This is a genomic window from Microcoleus harperi Pol14_C6, from assembly GCF_036701295.1.
GTDB lineage: Bacteria > Cyanobacteriota > Cyanobacteriia > Cyanobacteriales > Microcoleaceae > Microcoleus.
In genome coordinates, this window is record NZ_JAUBQN010000073.1 from 1 (window position 1) to 12,379 (window position 12,379).

9 protein-coding genes and 1 pseudogene are annotated in these 12,379 nt (G+C 47.0%); 4 read left to right on the forward strand and 6 right to left on the reverse strand.

Translation table 11 applies throughout. The annotated features are described in order from the left end of the window. Nucleotides 1-107 precede the first annotated feature (107 nt). Complete coding sequence (locus tag QUA27_RS26330) at nt 108-1,175, reverse strand: NAD(P)/FAD-dependent oxidoreductase (protein ID WP_333071900.1); 1,068 nt, start codon at nt 1,173-1,175, stop codon at nt 108-110. Nucleotides 1,176-1,447: 272 nt separating this feature from the next. Here QUA27_RS26330 and QUA27_RS26335 point away from each other — a divergent pair, with 272 nt between their 5' ends. Together QUA27_RS26335 and QUA27_RS26340 are read left to right on the forward strand one after the other, a co-directional pair. Further along, nucleotides 1,448-2,293, forward strand: a complete 846-nt coding sequence (locus QUA27_RS26335) for a YaaW family protein (RefSeq protein ID WP_333071901.1) — start codon at nt 1,448-1,450, stop codon at nt 2,291-2,293. A 50-nt stretch (nt 2,294-2,343) separates the two neighbouring features. Further along, complete coding sequence (locus QUA27_RS26340; protein WP_333071904.1) at nt 2,344-3,879, forward strand: O-antigen ligase family protein; 1,536 nt, start codon at nt 2,344-2,346, stop codon at nt 3,877-3,879. Between the two features lie 104 nt (nt 3,880-3,983). Here QUA27_RS26340 and glmS read toward each other — a convergent pair whose 3' ends face one another. From glmS to QUA27_RS26360, 4 genes are all read right to left on the reverse strand, one after another. Then, a complete protein-coding gene (glmS, locus tag QUA27_RS26345) occupies nt 3,984-5,906 on the reverse strand; it encodes a glutamine--fructose-6-phosphate transaminase (isomerizing) (RefSeq protein ID WP_333071906.1) in 1,923 nt (640 codons plus the stop codon). 159 nt (nt 5,907-6,065) lie between these two features. After that, nucleotides 6,066-6,311 carry a photosystem I iron-sulfur center protein PsaC gene (psaC, locus tag QUA27_RS26350; RefSeq protein ID WP_015175986.1) on the reverse strand — a complete coding sequence of 82 codons (246 nt, stop codon included), beginning with the start codon at nt 6,309-6,311 and terminating at the stop codon, nt 6,066-6,068. Nucleotides 6,312-7,076: 765 nt separating this feature from the next. Beyond that, the gene (locus tag QUA27_RS26355) at nt 7,077-8,288 is read right to left on the reverse strand and encodes a chloride channel protein (RefSeq protein WP_333071908.1); all 1,212 of its coding nucleotides are present in this window, start codon (nt 8,286-8,288) and stop codon (nt 7,077-7,079) included. A gap of 617 nt (nt 8,289-8,905) precedes the next feature. Continuing rightward, nucleotides 8,906-9,811: a CoB--CoM heterodisulfide reductase iron-sulfur subunit B family protein gene (locus QUA27_RS26360; protein ID WP_333071910.1), complete on the reverse strand. Its 906-nt coding sequence runs from the start codon at nt 9,809-9,811 to the stop codon at nt 8,906-8,908. A gap of 384 nt (nt 9,812-10,195) precedes the next feature. Between QUA27_RS26360 and acpP the strand changes: the two genes are divergently transcribed. Continuing rightward, nucleotides 10,196-10,450 carry an acyl carrier protein gene (gene acpP / locus QUA27_RS26365; RefSeq protein WP_333071912.1) on the forward strand — a complete coding sequence of 85 codons (255 nt, stop codon included), beginning with the start codon at nt 10,196-10,198 and terminating at the stop codon, nt 10,448-10,450. A gap of 97 nt (nt 10,451-10,547) precedes the next feature. Beyond that, nucleotides 10,548-11,801: a beta-ketoacyl-ACP synthase II gene (fabF, locus tag QUA27_RS26370; protein ID WP_333071914.1), complete on the forward strand. Its 1,254-nt coding sequence runs from the start codon at nt 10,548-10,550 to the stop codon at nt 11,799-11,801. A 443-nt stretch (nt 11,802-12,244) separates the two neighbouring features. Here fabF and QUA27_RS26375 read toward each other — a convergent pair. Further along, a pseudogene (locus QUA27_RS26375) lies at nt 12,245-12,379 on the reverse strand (photosystem II q(b) protein); the annotation flags it as partial.

Here is a 12,379-nt window from a genome sequence, read left to right on the forward strand (position 1 = left end):
AGATTGACATTCTGGACAAATCATAGCTGAATTTTCTTTGACTGTTAGCACTCAGCATACCACAACTGTGCAACGCCAAATCGAGACCTTAACTGTATGTAGCCATATTACCAATTTAGGCTTGCATCTAACGGCAAATTTTGCAACTGAAAATTCACCCAAATAGCCGCTGCCAAACCCGATCGCAAAGCACCCTCTATTTGACCTTCCCCGCACAAATCCCCCGCACAAACCAGCGGCAAATCCCCCCCAGTAGGCAAACAAAAAACAGGCAAAGGATTTCGACAAAAAGCATAGCGCCAGCGGTGAACCTGCAACCATTCCGGCTCTTTGAGCCAAGGGATTAAATATTCACAAGCTCTCGAAAGCAATTCCTGACCGACAGTTTCCAAATCAGCAGCTTCTAAATAGCGTTCTGCAAAATTTGCGCTGCTGTGAACCACAAACACCGGCTGCTGCAGATCGAGCCGTTTGCTGCTGTCTAAACCCACCCAAGCTAAATCAGCATTATCAGGAAAAGAAACAGATTTCCACTGCGGATTTAGATTGCTTAAATCTTGCTGTTTTGTCGCAGAATAGCCAGCCATAACGGTAATGCAAGGGTCGTACTCCACAGAACGCAATTTGTCAAGAATATCAGGTTTAAAACCAATTTCCGAATTCAAAAACATTAAAGCTTGAGGAGCCGGAATTGCTACTACAACAGCCTTAGCAATCAATTCTTGAGGAGTCTGTAAATTGTCATCACTAACTTCTAGGGAAAGATGCCACATTTGGTTATCTGTAGTAGAAATAGCTTGTACGCGGCGGCCAAACCAAATCTCTAAATTCTCAGCCAGATACTTACCGATAGCATTCATACCCGCAGGTGCGACATAACAAGAGCTAGGAATAGCAGAAAGTTTTCCCTGTCTGAATTCGCAGACAGTATGAGTCCAGAGTTTGAGGATATCCCGATCGAGCAAAGCTTCAATTAACCGCTGCACCGCATCCCCCTGCGGTTCGAGATACCGCGCGCCGTGATCGGCCCTAGTACCCTGTACGCGGCGGGTAGCAACACGTCCCCCCGCGCCGCGAGATTTCTCAACAACCGCCACAGAATAACCAGCTTGACGCAACCGTTGAGCGCAACTCAGTCCCGCCATACCCGCACCAATCACCGCAACATCGAACATAATCACTCAGTCAGCCTTGTAAATCTACACATCAGCTTAAAGGCTGCGAGCTGAATTTGTACCTTATCGATGACTCAAAAGAGCCGTAGCTTCCGGGGCCCGACGCCATCGCCCTGCACCAAGTAGTAGAATAAAGGACAGCACGAATCCATGATTAAGACCAAATCAAAAAATGCCACTGTAGGTAAATCCTAAATCCTCATGGTTGTCAATCAGCAGCAATCTAAAATCTAAAATCTAAAATCTAAAATCGAATAGGGGAGGGCAAAATTTTGGACGAACTCAGAGCAGCACTCGAATTGACAACAGAAGAAGAATTGCAGCAACTAACAGAACTTCTGTTCAGCCGCAAGTTTAACCCTTTAGATTACGTGCAAACCCCCGCACCGATAGATGTACAAAGTCGTGATCGTCAAGCATGGCTCGACGCCGTAGAACAGCGGTTTCGCTATCTTGCGGCCGACGGGTTGACGGTACTCAGAGGGCGAACCCAACAAGTTACTTACAGACAAGCACTAATTCAAGTTTGTCGCTATCTCAAAATCCCTTATCCCAGACAGTTGTCAACCACCGACTTAGAGGCAGAAGTATTTCTGCACTTAATGGGCCGCGCGTGGAAGCGTTTACCGGCAGATGAACAGCAAGCGCTGACAGTGCGCGTACAGCGAGCAATTGTGGAGTCTAAACTCTCAGAACCCTTGCCAATTTCTGCTGAAAAAGACCCGCTAGGTTTGCTGTTCAAAGGCGGCAGCGCTTTAGCTGTTAGTTCCATCTTAAAACCAATGCTGCTCAAACTAATGGCCAATCAATTTGCGCTGCATTTTGCCACCTATCAAATGGCAAAACAAGGAGTGCTTGCAGGCACTGCAACGGCAGCAACCCAGTTTCAAAATTATGTCGCAATTCAGACGGCGCGGCGCGGTATGGCGGTGAGTGCAGCTCGTTACGGTGCGACGCGGAGCGTATTTTCGTTGGTCGGCCCGGTGATGTGGACTTGGTTTTTAGCGGATTTGGGTTGGCGATCGATTTCCACGAACTATGGCCGGATTATCCCGACTATTTTTGCATTAGCTCAAATTCGATTAACGCGATCGGAATGCGTTTGGGAACTAGCTTAACGATTATAGATTATAGATTGTAGATTTTAGATTTGAGATTGGGAGTGTGGGTGAATATCAAAAATCGGTTGAAATTAGCTGCCAAACTGACAGCCGAAAATCTAAAATCTCGACTCCAAAAACATCCCGATAACCGCCTGCGAATCCCTTGGAATTTCGCTCAATTGGGGATGGTAATTTTTCCATTAATTCCGATTTTAGGAGCTTTAGGTTTATTCCTGGGATTGGCCGGCACTTGCAAGCAAAAGTTCCGTCAAATTAGTCGCCGCCCGTTGAATCGAGGATTCGCAATTCTGAGTGCGCTGCTAGTCATCACAGCGGTTTTTGCCAACAACCGCATCGAGGCTTTTGTAGGGTTATACAATTTCTTGCCGTTCTTTATATTGTTTGCCGCTTTCAGCAGTTTAATTCAAACTTCGCCTCAATTGCGGCAATTGTCTTGGATGATGGTAATTAGTTCAATTCCCGTGATAATTTTAGGTCTGGGACAGCAATTTTTAGGTTGGAGCGGCATAGATCAATTGCAGCCTGTTTTTGGCTGGGTACTCGAACCCAAAGGCAATCCCCCCGGCCGTATGGCTTCTGTGTTTATGTACGCTAATATTTTAGCTTGCTATCTGACAATTGCTTTTATTTTAGCACTGGGACTGTTGATGGATGAAGGGTTCGGGAACGAGCACTGTAAGGGATTTAACCGATTTAACAGCTCGATTTTGAGGGAAGAGGAAAGAGGAAAAAAGGAAACAATTCCTGAACGGCTGATGCGAGATTCCCAATTACCGTTCCCCAATTACCGATTCCTATTTTTAAGTTTTGCAGTGATCGGGAATGCTGTTGCTTTGATTTTTACTAATTCTCGCAATGCTTGGGGCCTGGCAGTTTTGGCAGTTTTTGCTTTTGCATTTTATGCTGGTTATAAAAAATTATTAGCTGCGGTTTTTAGTGTGGCTAGCACAGTTTTTTTGTCGGCCTTTGGCCCCGAACCTTTACGGCAGTATTTGCGAATAATTGTCCCTGCTTTTTTTTGGGCTAGACTCACCGACGAGATGTTCCCAAATCGGCCCACAGCTACTTTAAGAACTACTCAGTGGGAATTTGCTTGGTCGATGACTCAGCAGCGTCCTTGGACTGGTTGGGGATTGCGAAATTTTACGCCTCTCTATCAAGCTCAGATGCAAGAATGGCTCGGTCATCCTCACAGTTTGATACTAATGTTGACTGCGGAAACGGGAATACCCGCCACACTTTTGTTGTTTGGTTTAGTGGGTTGGGTTTTGGCTAGGGGTGTTTTGCTGCTGGTGAATTGGCCACTTTTTTCTGCGGATATCAAACACGAGCAAATAGCAACACAGGAAGTAGCTGAAAATCCTTTAGTGATCAATCAAAAATCTATAATTAACAGCACAAATCAGGCGGTTTGTCAAGATTTAAGAGCGGCCGATCGCCTAATTTTTTTCAGTTATTTATTAGCCTTCGTCGCCTGTACGCTATTTAACACTGTAGACGTGACGCTGTTTGATTTCCGACTCAATACTACAAGCTGGTTGCTGTTAGCCGCAATTTGTGGGGTCAGCCAGAGGGAATAGGCGATCGGGCATCGGGCATCGGTTATTGGTTATTAGAACGAACAACCAACAACCAACAACCCACTAATGACTAATGACTACTGACTAATGACTACTGAATTCTTTTATTCCACCGTCACCGACTTCGCCAAATTGCGCGGCTGATCCACATCCAAACCTCGACGCGCCGCAATGTGATAAGCCAACAATTGCAGGGGAATCACTGTCACAATCGGCGACAACAATTCATCCACCAAAGGAACCGGCAAAATGTGGTCAAAAATATCGGCTTCCGCCACACCTTGCTTCGGCGTTACGCCAATTAAACTGGCGTCGCGGGCCTTCGCTTCCTGAGCGTTGGAAAGCACTTTTTCGTAGACGCTACCGGGCATGGCGATCGCCACTACAGGCACTTTCGCATCCAAAAGGGCGATCGGGCCATGTTTCATCTCTCCGGCGGGATATCCTTCGGCGTGAATGTAGCTGATTTCCTTCAGTTTCAGCGCCCCTTCCAAAGCAATTGGAAAGTTAATTCCGCGCCCCAAAAAGATAAAATCTTGGGTGTCTGTAAACTGGTGGGACAATTCCTCCACATACTGTTCTTGAATCTCCAAAAACTTCTCAATTTCTGTCGGCAACTGGCGCAAACCAGTAATAATTTCTGCCAATCTCTCAGTGCTGATTGTTTGCCGCTGGTGCGCCAAATCCAAAGCTAAGAAATAGAATGCCATCAACTGAGTGACAAAAGTTTTAGTGGCAGCAACGCCGACTTCTATACCTGCATGGGTGTTGATTACCTGTGGCATCATGTGGGCGATCGAACTTTCGGTTCTGTTAGTAATACCTAACATTCTCGCCCGAAATTTATCGGTAAAACCCGCGCGCCGCTGCTGTTCCATCCCCAAAGCAGCCAGCGTGTCCGCCGTTTCTCCCGACTGTGTTACCCCAATAGTTAAAGTGTTTGCTGTCAGCGGTGCGGGCGCGTAGCGGTACTCAGAAGCGTACTGCACCGCAGTGGGAATATTAGCTAATTGTTCCAACAAATATTTGCCAATTAGCGAAGCGTGCCAGCTCGTTCCGCAGGCTAGAATTGAAACTTGTTCGACATCGGTGCAAAGTTCTTTAGGCAAGTTGAGATTGATGGGAGATCCCGGATTTCCTGGCTGCCAATCGCTGTCTAAATAAGCCTCCAAACAAGCTCGGACTACGGCGGGCTGTTCGTAAATCTCCTTGTGCATGAAGTGTTTGAAGCCTTGCTTTTCGACTAAAACCGGACTCCAACCAAGGATGCGCGGGCTTTTTTTCAGCCTTTCTCCTGCAAAGCTGTAAACTTCGACTCCCATCGGAGTCAGTCTTGCCAATTCACCATTTTCCAACGACAAAACAGTGCGGGTGTGAGAGACTAAGGCCGGCGTGTCGGAAGCGCAGAAAAATTCGCCAGCACCAAAGCCAATCACCAAAGGAGCTTGCTGTCTGGCGACAATTATTTCGTCGGGAAAATCGGCACAAATAACGGCGATCGCAAAGGCTCCTTCTAACCGATTTACCACCTTTGCAACGACTTCTAAAAACGACAAATCAGCAATTTTTTCGGGCTTTTTCTCTTTTCTTTCTTCCTTCTCCCTTTTTGCTTCTGCAAATAACTCAGCTATTAAGTGAGGAATCACTTCTGTATCGGTATCCGAGACAAATTTATGTCCCTTTGCTTTCAATTCTTTCCGCAAATCGCGATAATTTTCGACAATTCCATTTTGAACTACCGCAATTCGCCCGCTATTATCCAGGTGAGGGTGAGCGTTATATTCCTCTGGTTTGCCGTGAGTTGCCCAGCGGGTGTGTCCGATGCCAATGGGAGCCGGAGATTCTATCTCTGCTAGCTTTTCCCGGAGGTTGTGCAATTTGCCCTTGGCTCGGATGCAGGTAATTTCTCCTTCCGAGATGGTAGCGAGGCCCGCTGAATCGTAGCCCCGGTATTCTAGTTTCTCCAATCCTGCTAGCAAAATCTCGCTTGCTGCTTGCGTGCCGATATAGCCAACGATTCCGCACATTTAACGTACTACTCCTGCTTAGCGATCGCAATAAAACTCACGTTTTATCATTTTTACCTTCTTCCGGCCCCAGAATGCAGATTCCGCGACAAAAAAGAGGGGGCGATTAAATTGCCCCCTCTCTTGTGCCCGTAATTCGATCGGCGTGTCGATCGATATTTAGTAGGCTAGACCCATACTGCGAGTGGTTTCTGCTCCCAGGTAAACCCGGATGCTCAGAAAATCGGTGGGGCAAGCAGTTTCGCACCGCTTGCAGCCTACACAGTCTTCGGTGCGGGGAGATGAGGCAATCTGAGCTGCTTTGCAGCCATCCCAGGGCACCATCTCCAAAACGTCAGTCGGACAAGCGCGGACGCATTGAGTGCAGCCGATGCAAGTATCGTAAATTTTGACTGAATGAGACATTGAATAAAGGCTCCCAACGAGTCACTAAAAATTTCCTTGCTCTGCGAATTAACAGATTTGACGGTGAGGTGCCACCGCTATAGCCTGCACAGAGAATTAAAGGTTAGTCTACCGCAGTGCTTGGAAGCACTTCGCGAAAAAGCGACAAAACTTCACAGTTATTCACGCTGGGAGTCTTATAGAACCCATTTGGGATTTATTCATTTGCCAACCGTTTGAGCATGAGCCTGATGAAATACAAATTGAGTTTCGCAGTGGCATTGGCGAGAGTCTGTTCAAAGTTCTTGACCAAACTCTTACCGCCTGACATCGCAGCGTTTGACCGTTTAATCACGAGCGCGAGTTGCCACCACGACAAATCCAGTTTTCCCCTCTAATGCCACTTTTTCGGCTTTGGTTAGTTTCCGTGCCAGTTTAAACCGGATCTGGGTCATAATCTGCCGATAAAGTTTTTACATTCTCTGCGATGGTGTTATCCGGGTGATACCTATTGCCCTTGCAGAATGGTAATCTTCGGAATATTGACGGGTCAGAGTGTGAAAATAATGGAGGTTGTGACTTAAAATATCAACCCAGCCACATTCATCGGACACACGGGCTTTTGTACAATGGATAAAAAACGGCAAGCTGACTGCTATCAACACCTAGATGTTGTTTGATGCCATTGGTGTATTTGAAATGGCAAAAGCCTTGAGACTCGCCACTGGCAAATTGCACGTATTTTTCACCGCTACACGGAGTTATTAGAGGAATTTTAGCCGTTTGTTAATCAACTTTACGCTGTGAGCTAATGAAGGGAGTTCGGGGAGCCAAGAAGAAACCCACGAGACTAGCGAAGAGAATCGGTGTAAAAGTGCTAAATCCTGTCAACTTGGCGAGTAGCAGAGTGGTACTAATTGGAGTTCGAGTAACTGTTGAATTCAGAGCAGCCATTACACAAATCATTGCTAAAGTCTCGTTGGAGGCGGGATTAATGATAGCGATTGCCTTCCCTAAACAGGCTCCTATAAAAAACAGCGGGATGATAATCCCCCCCCGCCAGCCTCCATTTACGGTCGTACTAATGGCAAACACTTTAGCAATAACTAAAGTTAAGACAACTCCCAAAGAAAAGTTGCCCTCAACAATTTTTTCAATTTGATGTTCACCAAAGAAACGAGTGAGCGGAAATAAAGCTGATAACACACCAAGTGCTAGCCCGGCTAAAGTAGTTCGCACATAGATTGGACTGGGTATCGAATCAAACAAGCGACCAACACTGCGAAATACAGCGATAAAAAGCCACCCCATGATAGCACCTACGATTCCATAAGCAATCGCGGCGCCAAAGTCATAAAGGCTGTCCACATTGTATTGAGGAAAATGCCAGGTTGGACCAATTCCTAGCTGGGTAATTGCTACAAAGATGGTGTAACTTGCACAACTTGCCACGACCGCAGGCAATATTGCTTCAAAATACTCCACAACATTCTGATGATGCAGGATTTCTAAAGCAAAAAAAGTACCGCCCAAAGGAGCACCGAACAAAACTGTAAAACCAGATGCCATGCCAGCAATACTCAAAGTTCGTAGTGCCTCTCCACGCATTTGAAAGCGATCGGCGAACCACGTACCAATTGAACCTGTTACTTGCACCATTGGTGCTTCTGGACCAGCACTGCCTCCACTTGCAATACTGATTAGCGACGACAGAATCATCGAAGGATTCTCGTTCATGGGTAACCGCCCGCCATTGAGATGAATATTGTCAATAATCAACCCTATTTCGCCAGGATTTCCCAACCAATGAATGAGCAAACCGATGAGCAAACCCGCAAGGGGCATGATGATTAGTAGATAAGGTCCACTAAAATATTCAAATCCCAGCATTAGGTAAGACAAAAATATCCAATAAGTGGCAGCAAACAAACCACAAATTATTCCTAGCATTGCCCATAGCAATACCGAACGTGTGAGATTTACTGGGTTTCGTTTCATTGGTGATTCCTTGTCAATAGCGAGCCAGTTAGGAAGTCTTAAAAACTATTTTGTGTAATTGTATACAACTTCTGTTTCTGTTGTCTGCATATTAACCTACCAACCACCACACTTGCTTTGGAGTGTAGATCGGGGCTATCGAATGCCAAGAGAGCAATCGCAGTCTAACAAGGGCTGGCAACGGAACTGAGGCATAGGTTGTCAGCGGTGAAGCCACTGTGCAACGCCGTCCGCTGAAGCCCTCGCCGTTAGACAGCTTCATCTCTTGGTGGCGTCAATAGCTTAAAGAACCCATTTGGGATCTTTGATGACGAGCTAAGATCAGAAATAAATAACATTGTCGAGCAACTTAACCGACAAAGAGTGATAACTCCGCAGCGCCTTTGCTGCCCCACAAGAAGAGTAGACCACCTATAGGGCCAAAACGACAAATTGTGGACGGTATCTTCTATCAACTTAAGAATGTACGATCGCCATCGAGCTTCCCGCTAGCATTCGGGTATAATTCCGAGCTAACGGCGTTGGATATTAGAAAGAACCAAAATCCTTACTACAAAACTGGATGGGATATTAGAAATGACTAAAGTCCTTACTACAAAGCGACGCAAATCGATCGACTAAAAGCCTAATTTTTCTAACACGGGCTTAGTTGAAACAATATGTCGATCGAGCCCTAGTTTTTTTGGCTCCACACCCAAAGCCAAAGCCACCAATTGTGACAAATGCAACACGGGCAAACCCAACTTGCGCCCGATTACTTTTTCCACCTCCGGCTGTCGCGAATCCAAATTCAAGTGACACAGAGGACAAGGCGTTACCATACAATCCGCACCATTGTCAAGAGCATCTTGAATATGTTTGCCTGCCATCCCAAAAGATTGGTTAGTGGCATAACTCGCCAACGGCCAGCCGCAGCACTGCGTCCGCCCTCGATAATAAACCGGAGTTGCCCCGATCGCCCGAAACACATTTTCCATCGATTCCGGTTGGTGCGGGTCATCGTAAAGCAGCTTATCCTGAGCTCGCAGCAGGTAGCATCCGTAAAAAGACGCGCACTTCAAACTCGAAAGCTTTCGGGTGACTCGCTTTTGAACTTCCTCCAAACCGTAATCTGCAACGATCGCCCACAACAGATGTTTCACCTCGGTACTACCTTGATAAGGCGAACAGCCTTGCTTTTTGAGTAAACCGTTGACTTTTTCTATGTAGTTGGGATCGGTTTTTTGGCAATCCTTGAGGCGATCGTCCACATGACCGATGACCCCTTGACAAGTGCTGCAATGCGTCAGCAAAGGTAGATTCAGTTCCTCAGCCAAAGCAATATTGCGGGCATTGACAGTATCTTCGAGCAACTGCGAATCTTCCTTGAAAGTACCAGAACCGCAGCAGGAAGCTTTCTTTAGTTCCACCAGTTCAATCCCCAACGCTTGAGTTAGCGCCATTGTAGACAAGTAAAGTTCGCGGGCCGCCCCTTGGGCAACGCAACCGGGAAAGTAAGCATATCTGAGACTTTGGGATGGCATAGTCGTTTCTGCTGGGGACACAAGGTTCGGGAAAAGAAACTTGAGCGATCGAAGGCGAGAGGCTTCCTGCTTAGTTTTCCCTCTTTATAATTAACCTATCACCGCCTAGCTAGGAGCCAATTGTCAGCTTTTCTCAAGCATTTTGAGTTGATGACTGACGCACCATTGACCAAAAATCCGGTTCCTCAACGTTATCAGGTCGCTAAACGAGATGATTGATTTTGGGCTATTGGGTTTTTTTTGCCTTAGTCCTAGAGTAGCTGCGATCGTCGGTGTGCCAATTGTCGCTGGCCCGTGTCACTTAGAAAAGCGGCCAGCGTTTCTCCTGCAGATCCCCCTTTCGGATAAGATTAGATACGCAGCAACCAATGAGGACACGATGTTATGAGCCAAGACGACATTTTTGCTAGAGTCAAGAAAATTGTGGCAGAGCAACTGGAAGTCGATCCGAGCGAAGTCAAGCCCGAAGCCAACTTTGCTAACGATTTAGGAGCAGATTCCTTAGATACTGTAGAGCTGGTCATGGCCTTGGAAGAAGAGTTTGATATTGAAATTCCCGACGAAGCAGCCGAAGGAATTACTACGGTTCAAGCTTCTGTAGATTTCATCAGCAGCCAACTTGCAGCTCCAAAAGCATAAAATACCTGTCTTTTCCCCTAAGAGGAGAGAAGTTAGAAAACTGGAAACTCCTCTTTTGTTCTGCGTTCTGGGTGTTTAATTTTTTGAAACTGAAATCATGACAAATTTAGAGCGTAAGCGCGTTGTTATCACGGGTCTCGGCGCGATTACACCGATCGGCAATACCTTGTCTGAATATTGGGACGGGTTGCTTGCCGGGAAGAATGGTATAGGCCCGATCACCTTATTCGACCCGTCGCGGCACGACTGCCGCTTTGCCGCAGAGGTGAAGGGTTTCGACCCACACGACTATTTAGAGCGCAAGGAAGCAAAGCGGATGGATCGCTTTGCTCAATTTGGAGTGTCAGCGAGCAAACAAGCTGTTGCTGATGCGAAGTTTGAGATTAACGACCTGAACGCAGAACAGGTGGGTGTCATTCTTGGCACTGGCATTGGTGGCCTGAAGGTTTTGGAAGAGCAGCAAGAGATCTATCTGACTCGCGGCCCCGATCGATGCAGCCCGTTTATGATTCCCATGATGATTGCGAATATGGCCGCAGGTCTGACGGCGATCCAAACGGGAGCTAAGGGACCGAACTCTTGCACGGTAACGGCCTGCGCTGCCGGGTCAAATGCAGTGGGTGATGCGTTTCGCCTAGTTCAGGGGGGTTACGCGCAAGCCATGATTTGCGGCGGTACAGAAGCTGCGGTGACACCTTTGTGCGTGGCGGGTTTTGCTGCCGCGAGGGCGCTTTCGACTCGCAACGATGACCCGACTCATGCTTGCCGTCCGTTCGATCGCGATCGTGATGGTTTTGTCGTGGGCGAAGGTGCTGGCATTCTGATTTTAGAAGAAATGGAACACGCTCTGGCGCGTGGCGCGAAGATTTACGCAGAAATCGTTGGCTACGGTTTGACTTGCGATGCGTATCACATGACTTCTCCGGTACCGGGGGGGGAAGGTGCGTCGCGGGCGATGGCTTTAGCGCTCAAGGATGCGGGTTTGACGCCGGATCAAGTGAGCTATATCAACGCTCACGGCACGAGTACGCTTCCCAACGATTCTACGGAAACGAAGGCGATTAAGAAGGTTTTGGGAGACCACGCTTACAAAGTAGCAATTAGTTCTACCAAGTCGATGACGGGTCATCTTTTGGGCGGTTCTGGGGGAATTGAGGCGGTGGCGACGGTAATGTCGATCGCCAATGACCAAATCCCGCCTACAATTAATCTGGAAAATCCCGATCCTGAGTGCGATTTGGACTATGTTCCTCATACCAGTCGCGATCTAAAAGTTGATGTGGCGCTGTCGAATTCTTTTGGATTTGGCGGCCACAACGTTACTCTGGCATTCAAGAAGTTTGTTCAGTAACGGGCAATTTGAAAGTCGAGAGTTAAAAAGGTGAAAAATTAGTTTTTCACCTTTTAATTTTTAGATAAATTTTAGATGGGGCGATCGGCTATTAAGTAAATCAAATTAACTCAACCTAAAATGCGATCGTGCGTTAGAGCCCCGCAGCACTTTAACGGCTGCGGGGCTCTGGCTATTTTGTTTTGTGATTAGCCGTTGCTCCTATCATGTCCGGGCTAGCGCTTGACTCAAAATTTACTTGTCATGAGTCAAGCACAACGAAGTAACCGCGTTGCCGAAAGGGCTAGATTCTTCAGTTCCTTCACGACTCAGAATGACAACTACTCAAGCGGAGTTGATATCACTTAGTTTGGTAACAAAAGGAGAACTCTAAAAAATATTTTTCCCCAAACAAAAAGCGCCCCTATTTCTAGGAGCGCTTTTTGTTAATCAAAGACTAAAACTTAGCCATTGATAGAAGGAGCAACCAAAGCCACTGGAGTGACTTCACTAGCAGCCAAATCAAGCGGGAAGTTGTGAGCGTTGCGCTCGTGCATTACTTCCATACCCAAGTTAGCGCGGTTGATCACATCAGCCCA